The following is a 17,352-nucleotide window of genomic DNA, read 5'->3' on the forward strand; positions in this document are numbered from 1 at the left end:
GCGCCGGAGCGGACGAGCCGCTCCGGCGCCCCGGCGCGCGTATCGGATCAGCGGACCGGGCGGTGGACGTTGTCCCGTCCGGACGGCCCCGGGGTCGCGTCCGCGATCCACGGGCCGTCGCCCGAGGGGTCGATGACGCCCTGCTCCAGCCAGGTGTACGCGCCGGCGAGCACCTCGTCGACGACCTTGCGGTCGAGGTCGTCGGTGTTGCTCCACAGCCGCGTGAAGAGTTCCTCCACGCGGATGCGGGACTGGCGGCAGAACGTGTCGGCCAGCTGGACCGCCTCGCGGCCGTTCTCGCCGGCGGCCCGCAGGTGCTCGGCCCGTACGCAGGCCGCGCTCATCGCGAACAGCTCGGCCCCGATGTCGACGATGCGGCCGAGGAAGCCCTGCTTGGTCTCCATCCGGCCCTGCCAGCGCGACATCGCGTAGAACGTGGAGCGGGCGAGCTTGCGGGCGGAGCGCTCGGCGTAGCGCAGGTGCTGGGCCAGTGGCCCGAACTCGCTGTATGAGCGCGGGAGTTGACCGGGGCCCGCGACCAGCTTGGGCAGCCACTTGGCGTAGAACCCGGCGGCGTTGGCGCCCGCCTTGGCCTTGTCCTGGAGGGTCTTGTCGGGGTCGATGAGGTCGCCCGCCACCGACAGATGGGCGTCGACGGCCTCGCGGGCGATCAGCAGGTGCATGATCTCCGTGGAGCCCTCGAAGATGCGGTTGATGCGCATGTCGCGGAGCATCTGCTCGGCGGGCACGGCCCGCTCGCCGCGCGCCTCGAGGGAGTCCGCGGTCTCGAACCCGCGGCCGCCGCGGATCTGGACCAGCTCGTCCGTCATCAGCCAGCCCATCTCTGAGCCGTACAGCTTGGCGAGGGCGGCCTCGATGCGGATGTCGTTGCGGTTCTCGTCGGCCATCTGAGCGGAGAGGTCGGTCATCGCTTCGAGGGCGAACGTGGTCGCGGCGATGAAGGAGATCTTGGCGCCGACCGCCTCGTGCCGGGCGACCGGGCGGCCCCACTGTTCGCGTACACCGGCCCATTCGCGGGCGATCTTCAGACACCACTTGCCGCCGCCCACGCACATCGCGGGCAGCGAGAGGCGGCCGGTGTTGAGGGTGGTCAGGGCGATCTTGAGGCCGGAGCCCTCGGGCCCGATCCGGTGGGCGGCCGGGACGCGCACCTGGTGGAAGCGGGTGACGCCGTTCTCGATGCCGCGCAGCCCCATGAACGCGTTGCGGTTCTCGACGGTGACGCCCGGCGAGTCCGCCTCCACGACGAAGGCGGTGATGCCGCCCTTGTGGCCCTCGGACTTCGGCACCCGGGCCATCACGACGAGCAGATCGGCGACGACGCCGTTGGTGGTCCACAGCTTCACGCCGTCCAGGACGTACGTGTCCTCGCCGTCCGGCACCGCCGTGGTGGCGAGCCGGGCCGGGTCGGACCCGACGTCGGGCTCGGTGAGCAGGAACGCGGAGATGTCGGTACGGGCACACCGCGGCAGGAAGGTGTCCTTCTGCTCCTGGGTGCCGAACAGCTTCAGCGGCTGGGGCACGCCGATCGACTGGTGCGCGGAGAGCAGCGCGCCGATCGCGGGGCTGGCCGAACCGGCGAGCGTGAGCGCCTTGTTGTAATAGACCTGGGTCAGGCCCTGGCCGCCGTACTTCGTGTCGATCTTCATGCCGAGGGCGCCGAGCTCCTTGAGCCCGTTCACGACGTCGTCGGGGATCTGCGACTCGCGCTCGATGAGCCGGCCGTCGACGCGGGTCTCGCAGAAGTCGCGCATCTTGGCGAGGAACGCCTCGCCGCGTTCCACGTCCTCGGGGGCGGGCTGGGGATGGGGGTGGATCAGATCGAGGCGCAGCCGGCCGAGGAAGAGTTCCTTCGCGAAGCTGGGCTTGCGCCAGTCCTGCTCGCGTGCGGCCTCGGCGACCTGGCGCGCCTCGCGCTCGGAGACCTTGGGCGTGTGCTGTGGTGCGGTCATAGAGGGTTCTCCTCGCCGCGGGCTGACGGGTGCGGGCGGCTGCCCGTTACCGGGTGGTGCTACCCGTCCGTATGTACCCGATTCCCGGGAGTTGGACCACCCGCACGCCTGCCCGGTCGTACGGCGGCGGCCGGAACCCCCGCACAGTGGGTTCCGGCCGCCGGTCTCACGTCGCCCGTGTCCTGCACACCGCGTGCACTCCTACAGGGCGAGGCCCGTCAGGACGAGGACGCGCTCGTAGGTGTAGTCGTCCATCGCGTAGCGGACGCCCTCGCGGCCGACGCCGGAGGCCTTGGCGCCGCCGTACGGCATCTGGTCGGCGCGGTAGGACGGCACGTCGCCGATGATCACGCCGCCGACCTCGAGGGCGCGGTGGGCGCGGAAGGCGGTCTGCACGTCGTGCGTGAACACCCCTGCCTGGAGGCCGTACTTGGAGGAGTTGACCGCGGCGAACGCCTCGGCCTCGCCGTCCACCCTCTGTACGGTCAGGACCGGCCCGAAGACCTCCTCGCAGGCCAGGGTGGTGCCGTCCGGGACGTCGGTGAGCACGGTCGGCGCGTAGGAGGCGCCGTCGCGCTTGCCTCCGGCGAGCAGCTTGGCTCCGGCCGCGACGGCCTCGTCCACCCAGGACTCGACGCGCCGGGCGGCGTCCTCGCTGACCAGCGGGCCGACGTCGGTGGCGGAGTCGGACGGGTCGCCGGTGACCTGTGCCTCGACCGCGGCGACGACCTTCGGGAGCAGCCGGTCGTACACGGCGGCGTCCGCGATCACGCGCTGCACGGAGATGCAGGACTGGCCGCCCTGGTAGTTGGAGAAGGTGGCGATGCGGGTCGCCGCCCAGTCCAGGTCCTCTTCGGAGGCCCAGTCGGCGAGCACGACGGCCGCGCCGTTGCCGCCGAGCTCCAGGGTGCAGTGCTTGCGCGGCACGGAGTCCATGATCGCGTAGCCGACCTTGTCGGAGCCGGTGAAGGAGATGACCGGGAGGCGGTCGTCCTGCACCAGGGCCGGCATCTTGTCGTTGGCGACCGGCAGGATGCTCCACGAGCCGGCGGGCAGCTCGGTCTCGGCGAGCAGCTCGCCGAGGATGAGCCCCGAGAGCGGGGTCGCGGGGGCGGGCTTCAGGACGATCGGGGCGCCGACCGCGATGGCCGGGGCGACCTTGTGGGCGCACAGGTTCAGCGGGAAGTTGAACGGCGCGATGCCGAGGACGACGCCCTTGGGGAAGCGGCGGGTCAGGGCGAGGCGGCCCACGCCGCCGCCGTCGGTGTCCAGGCGCTGGGCCTCGCCGCCGTTGAAGCGGCGGGCCTCCTCCGCGGCGAAGCGGAACACGGACACCGCGCGGCCGACCTCGCCGCGGGCCCACTTGATCGGCTTGCCGTTCTCGGCGGAGATCAGCTGGGCGATCTCCTCGGTGCGCTCGGCGAGGCGCTTGGAGACGTGGTCCAGGGCGGCGGCGCGGACGTGCGCCGGGGTCGCCGCGAACTCCTCCACGACGGCGTGCGCGGCGGCCACGGCCTCCTCGACCTGGGCGTCGGTGGGGACGCTGACCGAGGCGACGTGACGGCCGTCCCAGGGCGAAGTGACATCGAAGCTGTCGTCGCCGGTGGCCTCGCGGCCGGCGAGCCAGAAGGCGTGGGTAGAAGTCATGCCCTCACGGTAGGGCGCGGGACGGAGGTGCGCGTTTGTCCGGGGTGGAGTGGTGCGCCTGCGGCTTACGCCGCTTTGTCGCCCCTACCCCGCTGCCACCCCGCCCCTTCCCGAGACCCTCCGGGGGAGAGATCGTCGGCTGCGGACCGTGCGTGGCTGGTCGCGCAGTCCCCCGCGCCCCCAGCAGCACCGGTGGTGGGTCGCCTACAGCCCGTCATGGGGGTTCCCCCAGGCCTTCAAGGCCTGGGGGAGATCGAGGACGAGCGTCCTTGAGACGCGAACGGGGTCCGGGGCGGGGCCCCAGGTGGCGGGGTCACTCCGGGTCGGGGGCGGACGTCGCCTTCAGGGCGAGCCACAGCTCCATGCGGACGTCCGGGTCGTCGAGGGAGCGGCCCAGGATCTCCTCCACGCGGCGCATGCGGTACCGCAGGGTGTGCCGGTGCACACCCAGGTCCGCGGCCGCCGCGTCCCACTGCCCGTGCCGCGAGAGCCACGCCCGCAGCGAGGCCACCAGGTCGCCCCGCCCGGTCGCGTCGTGCTCGTACAGCGCCCGGAGCATCCCGTCCGCGAACGCCCGTACCGCGTCGTCCGCGAGCAGCGGCAGCACGGAGCCCGCAACGAGCTCCTCGTGTTCGACGAGCGGCTTGCCGCGGCGGCGGGCGACCGACAGTGCCTGCTCGGCCTGTTTGTACGCGGAGGCCGCGGCTATCGGGCCGGCCGGCGCCGAGAGGCCGACGACGAGCTCCTCGCCCTCGGCGTTCTCGTGGGCGAGGCAGGCGGCGACGGCCTCGCCGCCGTCGGCCGCGAGCACCACGAGCCGCCCGGCCTCCGGCACCACGAGCACCGTCTCGCCGCCGCGGGCGGCCGCCGACTCCATGGTCTCGGTCAGCGCCCCGAGCCCGGCCGTCACGCCCTCGCTCGCGGGTTCGGCGATGGCGAGGCGGAACGGCGCGTCCAGGAGTCCGCCGTACAGGTCCCCCGCGACGGCGCGGGCGTGGTCCTGCTGGCCGGAGAGGAGCATCCGCAGCACAGCGGCGCCCAGCCGCTGCTCGGCGGCCTGGAGCGAGCGGGAGCGTTCCGTGGTGAGGGTGAGCAGGGCGACCGCGGAGTGCACCGCGTACCGCTCGGCCGTGCCGAGCGGAGCGCCCGTACCGACGGCGAGCGCGCCGCGCACCCGTCGCCCGGTGCCCAGTGACTGGAGTTCGACGCGGTCGCCGGATGCCTCGTCTGCGCCGCCGACGACCGCGCTCGCCGGGGCCGGGCGCTCGCGCAGCCGGGCGACGTCCGCGGTGAGCCGGGCGGCCCGGCGGGCGGCCCATTCGGGCGCCGCGGCCACGACCGCCCCGGAGGCGTCGTACAGGGCGGCCCAGCCGTCGACGTGGGTGGCGAGCTTGGCGACGAGCACGGCGGGGCCGTCGGCGAGCGCGGCCCGCGTCAGCTCGCGCTGGGCCTCGAACCCGGCGGTCACCGCGCGGTACTGCTCGGCCGAGATCGCCGCCGAGACCGCCTTGGAAATGGCGAGGAACGGGGTGCGCCGGGGCACTTCGAGGAGCGGGAGCCCCTCCTCCCGTGCCGCGTCGAGCAGGGCGCTCGGCACGGTGTCGTAGTTGACGCCGATCGCGAAGCCGAGCCCGACGACCCCGGCCCTGGCGAGGCGGCGCACGTAGCGGCGCATCGCCTGGGGGTCGTCGGCCGCGAGGGTCATCGCGGTGGTGAGCAGCAGTTCGCCGCCCTCCATGTACGGGACGGGGTCGGCGAGTTCGCTGACGTGGGCCCAGCGCACCGGGCGGTCCAGCTGGTCCTCCCCCGCGCGCACGGTGAGCTTGAGCGCCGAGTGCTGGATGAGCGAGGCGAGCGTGGGCGGCATGGGACGGGGTTACCTTCGGCAGTCGATTGCTACGTCCCGTATGAACGGAGCATCTCCATTTTGCCAGCTCGGCCAGGTTCCGCGGCCTCCTTCGGCCACGGAACCCGCCGACCGGGCACCCCTTGCGGCCGGCCCCGGGGCGGCTCAGCCCCGCAGGTCCACCAGGAGCGGCGGCGCGTGCTCGCCCTTGACGGTGGTCAGGGACAGCACGGCGTGCCCGGCCGGTACCTGGTGGGCGAGCTCGGAGGCCGACCAGCGTTCGCGCTCCACCTTGCGCACGGTCACGGCGTCGGTGGTGACCGCCTTGCCGGTGACGAGTTTGCGCAGCGCGTGAATGGCCCGGGTGAGGGGCTGGTCGGCGAAGACGGTGTGCTTGGCGACCTCGGTGGTCTCCACCCATTCGGTGCCCCAGGCCTGCGCGAAGAGCCGCCCGTCCCAGGTGGTGACCCCGGAGAACGCCATGTGGCAGCCGACCGAGCCGAGCAGCGAGGTGTGCAGGTGTTCCGGTACGTCGCCGAGCGCCCGCAGGGTGAGCAGCACTCCGGCGTTGGCGTTCCGCAGCCGCTGCACGGCCCGTACGGATTCGGCGGTGATGGCGTGGGTGGCGTCGTCGAGGGCGAGGAAGGCGAAGAGCGAGCGGTCCCCGCGGGCCGTCGCCCCTGCGGTGAACTGGGCGAGGATCAGCCGGGTCAGCAGGTGCGCCGCCTCGGGGTGGGCGCGTTCGGGCACGTCGATGCGGACCCGCAGGGGGTGTTCCAGGGCGCGCAGCGAGAACGGCCGGGTCTCACCCGTGGTGTCGAAGAACCCCTCGAAGGCGGGGCGGTCGAGCACCGCGACCCGGGCGGCGAGGGCGAGCCCGGGGTCGCCCGGGGTGCCCGACTGGCGTTCCCGCGCGTCGAGTTCGCGGAGCTGGGCGCGGTGCGCCTCGGCGTCGAGGCGCCCCCGCAGGTCCTCCGTGGCGCCGGGTGAGCCGTCGAGGAGTTCGCGCAGGACGGGGACGGAGGGGAAGCGGCCGTGGGCCGCGCGATAGGGGCCGAGCAGCTGGGCCAGGGCGGTCGCGGCGCGGCGCGCGTCGATCTCGGCGAGGTCTCCCGCGAAGGCCTCGGCGAGCAGGACCGCGGCTTCGTCGGGGTCGAGGGTGCCGCCGTACAGGTCGAGGTCGTACGCCGATGCCGGGTCGCCGGGCTTGATCACCACGTCGTACCCGTCGTCGGCGCCCAACGGGGTGCCTGCCGCGCAGACCGCCACGACGGCGGCCTTGCCGGCCAGCGCCTGGAGCGCGAGCGACTCCACGACGGGCCGCACCAGGTGCCGCGTCTTGCCCGCGCCGAACGGTCCGATCGCGAGCAGCGACGAGCCGAGCGCGGCGGGCTCGACCGCGGCGCCCGCGCCCCTGCGGGTGGCCGGGGTGCGGTCGGTGTCGGGGTAACGGCCGATCCGCACCTGCGAGGTGAGCAGGTCGTGGGTGGCCGCGCGGGCCGGCAGGTCGCGGTCGCCCGAGGGATGCAGACAGGCCCGCGCGCCCTGGCCCGCGACCGCGTCGGTGAACGCGGTGAGCCGGGAGGGGTCGGCCTGGACGGTCGTCCAGGCCCGCCGGATGCGGACGCAGTCGACGTCGTTCATCCGTCCGGAACGCTCCTCCGCGACGAGCCGGTCGGCGACCCCGCCGAGCCCGGCGGCCCGCAGCCGGGGCCAGTCGGCGGGCGAGGAGGCAGGCGGCGCAGCGGGCGCGGCCGGGGTGTGGTCCAAGGGCGCTGGCTTGCCCTTGCGGAAGTGGCCCAGCCAGTCGCCGGCCTTGGCGAAGGGCCACAAGATCACTGCTGTGACGATGGCATAGAAGGCATACGCGACCAGCGCCGCCACCACGTGGTCACCTCCCCCCTGCATCCACGACAGCGGGACCATGTGCAGCACGACGACGAAGAACGGCACAAGGTTGGACCACATGAAGAACCAGACAGCCACAGCTCCCACCAGTGCCGTACGCAGGGCACGCTCGGGCTGTGGGTGATCAACCGCATACCGCCGGAAGACCTCGGCCCAGTTGCCCATCCGTCCGAAGGCGAACATCAGCAACGCCGCGAACAGGCAGTTGTAGACGTCGATTGCCGTCTCAGCCTGCGGTGGCCGCGGGTAACCCCACCATTCCGCCGGTGTGAACAGTTCGAGCAACACCCGGCTGTGCGGGATGTAGCCGTTGCTCCACAGCGACCAGACCAGGACGGCGGCGAGGAACGCCACCAGCGCACCGCCGATCAGCGCCCGGTTCGGCACCCGGTCGGGGTCCGCGTCCGGCCGCGGGGTGTGGCCGAAGCGCCACAGGCCGGGTTCGGCGGGGGCGCGCGGGGTGCGCAGCCAGTCGCCGAGCGAGGGCGCGGCAGCGGGCGCCTCGGCGGGCCGGGGCGGGAGCGCCGGGCGCGGGGGCGGTCCCGCGGGGCGCGGGACCGCCCCCGAACGGGTGCCGCGTGCGTCGTACGTGCCTTCGGTGTCCATCGACCCCTTGCCCCCTGACCAGCCAGGTCCGTTCCGAGCGGTGCGAACGCTCAATCTAGTGCCCGCGCACGACGGTTCACCGCTGCCGCGCACCACGCGCCCGCCCGGGGGAACTGTCCGCCGAGGACAAGGGACACACCTCCACCACTACCGAACGGCGCATGCCGCGGGCCGTCCGGGCGCCCTAGCCTGCCAAGAAAGCCAAGGAAGCGTCCGAATCCCCCAGAACATCTCCAGGAGCCCCTCATGAGCGCGATCCCGCAGGAGCGCCGCGTCGTCACCGCCATCCCCGGCCCGAAGTCGCAGGAGCTTCAGGCCCGCCGTCTCGCGGCGGTCGCCGCGGGTGTGGGCTCCACGCTGCCCGTCTTCACCGCGCGCGCGGGCGGCGGCATCATCGAGGACGTCGACGGCAACCGCCTGATCGACTTCGGTTCCGGCATCGCGGTGACCTCGGTGGGCGCGTCCGCCGAGGCCGTGGTGCGCCGCGCGAGCGCCCAGCTGCAGGACTTCACGCACACCTGCTTCATGGTCACGCCGTACGAGGGCTACGTCGCCGTCGCCGAGCAGCTCGCCGAGCTGACCCCGGGCGACCACGCCAAGAAGTCGGCCCTGTTCAACTCGGGCGCCGAGGCCGTCGAGAACGCCGTCAAGATCGCCCGTGCGTACACCAAGCGCCAGGCCGTCGTCGTCTTCGACCACGGCTACCACGGCCGCACCAACCTGACGATGGCGCTGACGTCGAAGAACATGCCGTACAAGAACGGCTTCGGCCCGTTCGCGCCCGAGGTCTACCGGGTTCCGGTGGCCTACGGCTACCGCTGGCTGACCGGCCCGGAGAACGCAGGCGCCGAGGCGTCCGCCCAGGCCATCGACATGATCAACAAGCAGATCGGCGCGGACAACGTCGCCGCGATCATCATCGAGCCGGTGCTCGGCGAGGGCGGCTTCATCGAGCCGGCCAAGGGCTTCCTGCCGGCGATCAGCCAGTTCGCCAAGGACAACGGCATCGTCTTCGTCGCGGACGAGATCCAGTCCGGCTTCTGCCGCACCGGCCAGTGGTTCGCCTGTGAGGACGAGGGCATCGTCCCCGACCTGATCACCACCGCCAAGGGCATCGCGGGCGGCATGCCGCTGGCCGCCGTGACGGGCCGCGCCGAGATCATGGACTCCGCTCACGCGGGCGGCCTCGGCGGCACCTACGGCGGCAACCCGGTGGCCTGTGCCGCCGCCCTCGGCGCGATCGAGACGATGAAGGAGCTCGACCTCAACGGCAGGGCCAAGCGCATCGAGGAGGTCATGAAGGCCCGTCTGGCCACCATGGCCGAGAAGTACGACATCATCGGCGACATCCGAGGCCGCGGCGCCATGATCGCCATCGAGCTGGTCAAGGACCGCGCGTCGAAGACCCCGAATCCGGAGGCGGCCGGCGCGCTCGCCAAGGCCTGCCACGCCGAGGGCCTCCTGGTCCTGACCTGCGGCACCTACGGAAATGTCCTGCGTTTCCTGCCGCCGCTCGTCATCGGCGAGGACCTCCTGAACGAGGGCCTCGACATCATCGAGCAGGCCTTCACCGGCGTCTGAACCGAACACGGGGCAGAGGCGCTCGCACCGCCTGTGAAGAAGGTGTGGGGGGCCGATGGCGGGATGGAGTTCCCGCTGTCGGACCCCCGCCGACTGACGTACGGTTTCTGCAGATGAGAGAAACACCCCGCCCGCAGGGGACTGCGGGCGATCCCAGGGCGCAGCATCCCCAGCCTTGCCCTGGTCGTGCCCTCGCGCACACCACTGGAGCCTCCGGCTCCGGAACTCCTCACCGATCGGATGACCGACCGCCCCACACCCCCCGGGGCGAGCGGTACGCCGGTCAAGGCGGCCGCCCCGGAACCTCCCCCCCTGTTCCGGGGCGGCCGGCTTTCCTCTTCGCCACGCTGCTCGGCGTGTTCGCGGTCATCACCTGGCAGGTCGCTTCGGGCGGCCCGCTGCGCCGTCTCGACGAGCGCCTCGACCCCCCGCTCACCGGCCACGGCCCGTCCTGGCTCGCGGAGGGGCTCTCCGACCTCGGCAGCATGCCGGTCGCCCTGCCGGTCCTCGCCTGTGCGATCGGGTACGCCCTCCACCGCGGCCTGCGCCGCCGGGCCCTGATCGCCGCCGCCACGATGGCGCTCGTGCCGCTGCTCGTGGTGCCGCTGAAGGAGTGGATCGCGCGGCCGGGCCCCTTCGACCCGGCGACCGGCTACTACCCGTCAGGACATACGGCGACCGCGATGGTGGCCTACGGCGCGGCGGCCCTGCTGCTCGCCCCCTTCGTGCGCCGCGGGTGGTTGATGCCCGCCGCCGCGGGGGCGCTGACAGCGGCGACGGGCATCGGTCTCGTGCTGCACGGCTACCACTGGCCCCTCGACGTGCTCGCCAGTGTGTGCCTGTGCGGGGCTCTCCTGGTGGTCAGCTCCACGGGTATGCGTCGTAGTTCTTCGAGAACTCGGCTCCGTTGAACCGGTCCCAGTTGATGGACCAGGTCATCAGTCCGCGCAGCCCCGGCCAGCTGCCGTGGGTCTGGTACGCGCCGCAGTCGGCCTTCTTCGTCAGGCAGTCCAGGGTCTTGGTGACCTCGGCGGGGCCGGTCCAGCCGTTGCCCGCCTGAGTGGAGGCCGGCAGGCCGATGGCGACCTGGTCGGGCCGCAGCGCCGGGAACACCTTCGAGGTGTCGCCCGCGACCGGGAAGCCGGTGAGCAGCATGTCGGTCATGGCGATGTGGAAGTCCGAGCCGCCCATCGAGTGGTACTGGTTGTCGAGGCCCATGATCGAGCCCGAGTTGTAGTCCTGGACGTGCAGCAGGGTGAGCGAGTCGCGCAGCGCGTAGATGACCGGAAGGTAGGCGCCGCAGCGCGGGTCCTGTCCGCCCCAGGGTCCCGAGCCGTAGTACTGGTAGCCCATCTGCACGAAGAACGTCTCCGGGGCCATGGTCAGGACGAACTTCGCGCCGTACTTCGCCTTGAGGGTCTTCAGGGCGTCGATGAGGTTGACGACGACGGGAGTCGTGGGACTCCTGAAGTCGGTGTCGCCGGTGTTCAGGGAGAGCGAGTGGCCCTCGAAGTCGACGTCGAGGCCGTCGAGACCGTAGTCGTCGATGATCTTCGAGACGGACGAGACGAAGGTGTCGCGTGCGGCGGTCGTGGTGAGCTGGACCTGGCCGTTCTGGCCGCCGATGGAGATCAGCACCTTCTTGCCCTTGGCCTGCTTGGCCTTGATGGCCGCCTTGAAGTCGGCGAGCGACTCCACGGTCGGGCACTGGCTGACCGGGCACGGGGTGAAGCGGATGTCGCCCGAGGTCGGGGAGGTGGGCTCGCCGAAGGCCAGGTCGATGATGTTCCAGTCGTCGGGCACGTCGGCCATGCGCGTGTAGCCCGCGCCGTTGGCGAACGAGGCGTGCAGATAACCGACGAGGGCGTGCCCGGAGGGCGGTGGGGTGGTGCCGCCGCCACTGGTGGTGCTCGCGCTGACGGCGGCCGACTTCGGGGACTCCCCCGCGCTGTTGGTCGCGGTGACCTGGAAGCTGTACGAGGTGCCGGCGGTCAGGCCCGTCACGGTGACCGAAGTCCCGCTCGCCGAGGCCGCTTTGAGGCCGTCGCGGTAGACGGTGTAGCCGGTGGCGCCGGTGACCGGGGACCAGTTCAGGCCGATGCTGGAGGAGGTGGCGCCCGAGGCGGTGAGACCGGCGGGCGTGGCGGGTGTCTGCACGGGAGCGCCGCCGGGGCCGATCAGGCTCACGTCGTCGGCGCTGTAGGCGGGCGTTCCGTACCAGCCGTGCGTGTAGACGGTCACCGACGTGGTGCTCGGGCCGGTCTTGAAGGTGGTCTTCAGCTGCTGCCAGGAGGACGCGGACTGGGTCCAGGTCGACACATCGGTGGTGCCGGTGCCGGACGCGCCGAGATACACATAGCTGCCCTGCACCCAACTGCTCAGTGTGTATGTGGAGTTGGGCTGCACGGCCACGCTCTGGGCGCACTGCGCGTTGTCGCTGCCGGCCGGGGTGGCCCTGAGGGCGCCGCTGCCGCTGCGCACGGGCGAGGAGACGGCGGCGCCGCTGCCCGCGGTGCAGTTCCAGCCGTCGAGCGCGGACTCGAAGCCTCCGTTGCGGATGAGGTCGGTGTCGGCGGCGTGCGCGGACGGCGCGGCGGCGACGAGCCCGGCCGCGGCGAGGGCGGCCGCCGTCAGGGCGCCGATGAGCGTCGAACGTGGGGCCTGATGTCTGGTGCGGTCCACAACTGCCTCCGGGCAAGGGGGTATTGAGACACGAAGTGCGCACAACATGGTCCAGACCAATCGGCTTGTCAAGGGTTCCGGCAGCGAACCGCACGCGATCGATCCCCTGGTCAGTCCCCCTTGCCCCGCTTGTCGCCGTCGCGTGCGATATGGGCCGCGGCCTCGTGCATCGCCAGCTCAAGGACCGCGGGATCGGTCAGGGTGCCCGAGCCGTCCGGCGGCACCACCCAGCGCACCCCGCCGACCGCCCGGCCGGGATGGGGGACCACGATCCAGCTGCCGCGGCCCGCGCCCCGCACCCCCGTGCCGAGCCAGCGCGCGGCGGTGCCGGGCGGCACGAAGAAGCCCATGCGCACCTCTCCCAGGTCGGCGAGCACGGGACCCGGCCGGTCCACGAGCCGGGACAGCACGTCGAGCGCGCCGTGCCCGAGCCCGCCCGGCAGGATCAGTACGTCCCAGCTCCGGCCCGCCGGAAGGAGCGCCGTCCCCAGAGGGTTGCGCTCCCATTCCCATCGGCAGGCATCGGGATCCGGCGCCACCGACGCCAGCCATTCCACCGCGCTCCTTGCCCCCGAGGCAGTCATTGCCGTCCTCCCGTTTCCGAGGCCGTTGATCGGGCGCAGGGGTTGCGTCCACCAGGGAGAGCGGCTTCGGGGCGGGCTATGACGCGGCTTCGGCCACCTATCGGTAGTGAGCTGGGTCACACCCCCATCCCCAGGGGTGCGCCCCCGGCGTGACCGGGAGCGCACGAGGCGGTCGAGCGGTCAGCTGTCGAATCCGAGCCCGACCCGGTCCATCGCCTTGAGCCAGAGGTTGCGCCGGCCACCGTTCTCGTCGGCACGGGCCAACGACCACTTGGTGATGCCGATGCCCGCCCAGGCCACCGGCTCCGGCGGGAACGGCAGCGGCTTGGTACGCACCATCTCCAGGTCGGTGCGCTCGGTGGGCTCCCCCGACAGCAGGTCCAGCATCACGTCGGCGCCGAACCGGGTCGCGCCGACGCCGAGCCCGGTGTATCCGGCGGCGTACGCGACCCGGCCGCCGTGCGCGGTGCCGAAGAACGCCGAGAAGCGCGAGCAGGTGTCGATCGCGCCGCCCCAGGCGTGGCTGAAGCGCACCCCGGCCAGCTGCGGGAAGCAGGTGAAGAACTGCTCGGCGAGCTTGGCGTAGGTCGCGGGCCGGTCGTCGTACTCGGTGCGCACCTTCTTGCCGTACTGGTAGATCGCGTCGTAGCCGCCCCACAGGATGCGGTTGTCGGCGGACAGGCGGAAGTAGTGGAACTGGTTGGCCGCGTCCCCGAGCCCCTGCCGGCGGTGCCAGCCGATGGACTCCAGCTGGGCCGAGGTCAGCGGCTCGGTCATCAGCGCGTAGTCGTAGACCGGGACCGTGTACGGGCGCAGCCGCTTGACCAGCGACGGGAAGACGTTGGTGCCGAGTGCGACCTGTTCGGCGCGCACCTTGCCGTACGGGGTGCGTACGCCCATGCCGCCGTCGACCCGGGTCAGCGAGAGGCCCGGGGTGTGCTCGTAGATCCGTACGCCCAGGTCCAGGCAGGTCCGCTTCAGGCCCCAGGCGAGCTTGGCCGGGTGGAGCATGGCGACGCCTTCGCGGTCCCAGAGCCCGCCGAGGAAGGTGGGTGAGTCGACCTCGGCGCGCAGCTGGTCCTCGTCGAGGAGTTCGAGGCCGCCGAAGCCGAGTTTCGTCGCCTCCTCGTACATCTCGTGCAGTTCTTCGAGCTGGTGGGGTTCGGTGGCCACGTCGATCTCGCCGGTGCGCTCGAAGTCGCAGTCGATCGTGTAGCGGGCGACCGTGTCCGCGATGGCGTCGAGGTTGGCCACGCCGAGCTCTTCGAGCTTGGCGAGCTCGCCGGGCCAGCGGGCCAGGCCGTTGCCCAGGCCGTGGGTGAGGGAGGCGGCGCAGAAGCCGCCGTTGCGGCCGGAGGCGGCCCAGCCGATTTCCTTGCCCTCGATGAGGACGACGTCGCGGCCGGGCTCGCGCTCCTTGGCGATGAGCGCGGTCCACAGCCCGCTGTAGCCGCCGCCGATGACGAGGAGGTCGCACTTCTCGTCGCCGGTGAGGGCGGGCAGCGCCTCGGGGCGGCCGGGGTCCTCCAGCCAGAAGGGGACGGGCTGCGCGCCCGCCAGGGACTGTCGTGCTGCGCTCTTCATGGCTCGGGTCACGGCCATGATTTCCAACTCCCTCGGGAACTGCGTACGGTTACGCTTTCGCGCTGTTCTTGCGCCGGTTGGCAATGAATTGTCCGGCGGTGACCACCACGACGGCGATGACGAACATGGCCGTCCCGATGACGTTGATCTGCACGGGTGTGCCGCGCTGTGCCGAGCCCCACACGAACATGGGGAAGGTCACGGTGGAGCCCGCGTTGAAGTTGGTGATGATGAAGTCGTCGAAGGAGAGCGCGAAGGCGAGCAGCGCGCCCGCCGCGATGCCGGGCGACGCGATCGGCAGCGTCACGCGCAGGAACGTCTGGACGGGCCCGGCGTAGAGGTCGCGTGCGGCTTCTTCGAGTCGTGGGTCCATGGACATCACGCGCGCCTTGACGGCGGTGACGACGAAGCTGAGGCAGAACATGATGTGGGCGATGAGGATGGTCCAGAAGCCCAGCCGCGCGCCCATGTTGAGGAACAGCGTGAGGAGCGAGGCGGCCATGACGACCTCGGGCATCGCCATCGGCAGGAAGATCAGCGAGTTGATCGCGCCGCGTGCCCGGAACCGGTAGCGGACCAGGGCGAACGCGATCATCGTGCCGAGCGCGGTCGAGCCGATCGTCGCCCAGAGGGCGATCTGGAGCGAGAGCGAGAGGGAGCCGCACATGTCGGCGACCCCGCAGGGATCCTTCCAGGCGTCGGTGGAGAACCGTGTCCAGGAGTAGTTGAAGCGCCCGTTCGGCTTGTTGAACGAGAACACCATCACGACGACGTTGGGCAGGATCAGGTAGGCGAGCGTCGCGAGTCCCGCGAGCACCACGAGGTTGCGGCGCAGCCACTTGACGAGGGGCATCAGACCAGGTCCTCCGTCCCGGATCGGCGGATGTAGACGGTGACCATGATCAGCACGATCGCCATGAGGATGAAGGAGAGCGCGGCGGCCGTCGGGTAGTCCAGGACGCGCAGGAACTGCGACTGGATGACGTTGCCGACCATTTTCTGGTCGGTGGAGCCGAGCAGTTCGGCGTTGACGTAGTCGCCGCTGGCGGGGATGAAGGTCAGCAGGGTGCCGGAGACGACACCGGGCATCGACAGCGGGAAGGTCACCTTGCGGAAGGTGGTGGCGGGGGTGGCGTACAGGTCGCCGGCGGCTTCGTGCAGCCGGGAGTCGATCCGCTCCAGGGAGGTGTAGAGCGGCAGGATCATGAAGGGCAGGAAGTTGTAGGTGAGGCCGCACACCACGGCCATCGGTGTGGCGAGGACCCGGTTGCCGTCGGTCCATCCCAGCCAGCTGGTGACGTCGAGGACGTGCAGCGTGGACAGCGCGTGCACCACGGGTCCGCCGTCGGCCAGGATCGTCTTCCAGGCCAGGGTGCGGATGAGGAAGCTGGTGAAGAACGGTGCGATGACCAGGACCAGGACGATGTTGCGCCAGCGGCCCGCTTTGAAGGCGATGAGGTAGGCCAGCGGGTAGCCGAGCAGCAGACACAGCAGGGTCGCCGTGCCGGCGTAGAGCAGGGAGCGGATGAACTGCGGGTAGTACTCCTTGAAGGCGTCCCAGTAGGTCTGGAAGTGCCAGGTGACCTGGAAGCCCTTCTCGAGTGAGCCGGTCTGTACGGAGGTCGAGGCCTGGTACACCATCGGCAGCGCGAAGAACACGATCAGCCAGAGGATGCCGGGCAGCAGCAGCCAGTAGGGCACGAGCCGCTTGCGGGCGGATGCCTTGCGCACGGGGAGGTCGTCGCTCGGCGCGGGGGGCGCCTCGGCCGGGGCGGTCACGCGGCGTCCTCGACCTTCTCCACGCCCGCGTCGATCGCCTGGGCGGCGTCGAGCCCGAAGGTGTGCGCCGGGTTCCAGTGCAGGACGACCTCGGCGCCCGGGACGAGCCGGGTGTCGCGCTCGATGTTCTGCTCGTACACGGCGAGGCCCTTGCCCGCCGGGGAGTCCACCAGGTACTGGGTGGAGACGCCGATGAAGGAGGAGTCGACGATGCGGCCGGTGACGCGGTTGCGGCCGTCCGCGATCGCGCCTTCCTCGTCGCGGTGGGCGAGCGAGATCTTTTCGGGGCGTACGCCGACGAGGAGCTTGCCGCCGCTGCTGGTGGGGGCCGAACATCGGTCGCCGGGCAGCCGCAGCTTGGAGCCGCCGGCGCTGACGACGAGGTCGTCGCCGCTCGACTCGGCGACTTCGGCCTCGATGAGGTTGGAGGTGCCGAGGAAGTTCGCGACGAACGTGGTCTGCGGGTTCTCGTACAGGTCGGCCGGGGCGCCGAGCTGTTCGACGCGGCCGCCGTTCATCACCGCGACGGTGTCGGCCATCGTCATGGCCTCCTCCTGGTCGTGGGTGACGTGGACGAAGGTGATGCCGACCTCGGTCTGGATGCGCTTGAGTTCCAGCTGCATCTGGCGGCGCAGCTTGAGGTCGAGGGCGCCGAGCGGCTCGTCGAGGAGCAGTACCTGCGGGTGGTTGATGAGGGCGCGGGCGACCGCGACGCGCTGTTGCTGGCCGCCGGAGAGCTGGTGCGGCTTGCGGCGTGCGAAGTCGCCGAGCTGGACGAGTTCCAGCATGTCGTCGACCTGCTTCTTCACCGACTTGATGCCCCGTCGGCGCAGCCCGAAGGCGATGTTCTCGGTGACGTCCAGGTGCGGGAAGAGGGCGTACGACTGGAAGACGGTGTTGACCGGCCGCTTGTAGGGCGGCAGGTCGGTGACGTCCTTGTCGCCGAGGAAGACGGTGCCGGTGGTGGGCTCCTCAAGTCCGGCGATCATGCGGAGCGTGGTGGTCTTGCCGCAGCCGGACGCACCGAGCAGTGCGAAGAACGAGCCTTGCGGCACGGTCAGTTCGAGCGGATGCACGGCGGTGAAGGAACCGTATGTCTTGCTGATCCCGGTGAGGCGGACATCGCCGCCGGCGGTGCTGTCAGTCATGGGTGGGGTCCCAG

Annotated in this window: 12 protein-coding genes; 2 read left to right on the top strand and 10 right to left on the bottom strand. The window is 71.5% G+C overall.

What is annotated here, in order from left to right; translation table 11 throughout:
• Positions 1–47: 47 nt before the first annotated feature.
• The 4 genes from OG432_RS07425 to OG432_RS07440 form a co-directional block, all read right to left on the bottom strand.
• A complete protein-coding gene (locus tag OG432_RS07425; protein WP_328308964.1) occupies positions 48–1,973 on the bottom strand; it encodes an acyl-CoA dehydrogenase family protein in 1,926 nt (641 codons plus the stop codon).
• Between the two features lie 201 nt (positions 1,974–2,174).
• Positions 2,175–3,620, bottom strand: coding sequence for an aldehyde dehydrogenase family protein (locus OG432_RS07430; protein ID WP_328308966.1), 1,446 nt, complete (start codon positions 3,618–3,620; stop codon positions 2,175–2,177).
• Positions 3,621–3,933: 313 nt separating this feature from the next.
• The gene (locus OG432_RS07435) at positions 3,934–5,487 is read right to left on the bottom strand and encodes a PucR family transcriptional regulator (RefSeq protein ID WP_328308968.1); all 1,554 of its coding nucleotides are present in this window, start codon (positions 5,485–5,487) and stop codon (positions 3,934–3,936) included.
• 144 nt (positions 5,488–5,631) lie between these two features.
• Positions 5,632–7,980: an ATP/GTP-binding protein gene (locus tag OG432_RS07440; RefSeq protein WP_328308970.1), complete on the bottom strand. Its 2,349-nt coding sequence runs from the start codon at positions 7,978–7,980 to the stop codon at positions 5,632–5,634.
• Positions 7,981–8,226: 246 nt separating this feature from the next.
• Between OG432_RS07440 and gabT the strand changes: the two genes are divergently transcribed.
• Positions 8,227–9,561 (top strand): 4-aminobutyrate--2-oxoglutarate transaminase, encoded by a 1,335-nt coding sequence (gene gabT / locus OG432_RS07445; RefSeq protein WP_328308973.1) that lies wholly within the window; start codon positions 8,227–8,229, stop codon positions 9,559–9,561.
• Positions 9,562–9,674: 113 nt separating this feature from the next.
• On the top strand, positions 9,675–10,472 hold the full coding sequence (locus OG432_RS07450; RefSeq protein WP_328308975.1) for a phosphatase PAP2 family protein: 798 nt from the start codon (positions 9,675–9,677) through the stop codon (positions 10,470–10,472).
• Here the strand turns inward: OG432_RS07450 and OG432_RS07455 are convergent.
• From OG432_RS07455 to OG432_RS07480, 6 genes are all read right to left on the bottom strand, one after another.
• Entirely contained in the window at positions 10,423–12,243 is a 1,821-nt protein-coding gene (locus OG432_RS07455) for a chitinase (RefSeq protein ID WP_328308977.1), read from the bottom strand. The genes OG432_RS07450 and OG432_RS07455 overlap by 50 nt on opposite strands.
• Before the next feature lie 110 nt (positions 12,244–12,353).
• Positions 12,354–12,827, bottom strand: coding sequence for a hypothetical protein (locus tag OG432_RS07460; RefSeq protein WP_328308979.1), 474 nt, complete (start codon positions 12,825–12,827; stop codon positions 12,354–12,356).
• Between the two features lie 180 nt (positions 12,828–13,007).
• On the bottom strand, positions 13,008–14,429 hold the full coding sequence (locus OG432_RS07465; RefSeq protein WP_328308981.1) for an NAD(P)/FAD-dependent oxidoreductase: 1,422 nt from the start codon (positions 14,427–14,429) through the stop codon (positions 13,008–13,010).
• 31 nt (positions 14,430–14,460) lie between these two features.
• A complete protein-coding gene (locus OG432_RS07470; protein WP_328308983.1) occupies positions 14,461–15,264 on the bottom strand; it encodes an ABC transporter permease in 804 nt (267 codons plus the stop codon).
• On the bottom strand, positions 15,264–16,190 hold the full coding sequence (locus tag OG432_RS07475; protein WP_328308985.1) for an ABC transporter permease: 927 nt from the start codon (positions 16,188–16,190) through the stop codon (positions 15,264–15,266). The genes OG432_RS07470 and OG432_RS07475 overlap by 1 nt, the downstream gene beginning before the upstream one ends.
• Positions 16,187–17,338 (bottom strand): ABC transporter ATP-binding protein, encoded by a 1,152-nt coding sequence (locus tag OG432_RS07480; RefSeq protein ID WP_328308987.1) that lies wholly within the window; start codon positions 17,336–17,338, stop codon positions 16,187–16,189. The genes OG432_RS07475 and OG432_RS07480 overlap by 4 nt, the downstream gene beginning before the upstream one ends.
• Positions 17,339–17,352 lie beyond the last annotated feature (14 nt).

Source organism: Streptomyces sp. NBC_00442 (assembly GCF_036014195.1).
GTDB lineage: Bacteria > Actinomycetota > Actinomycetes > Streptomycetales > Streptomycetaceae > Streptomyces.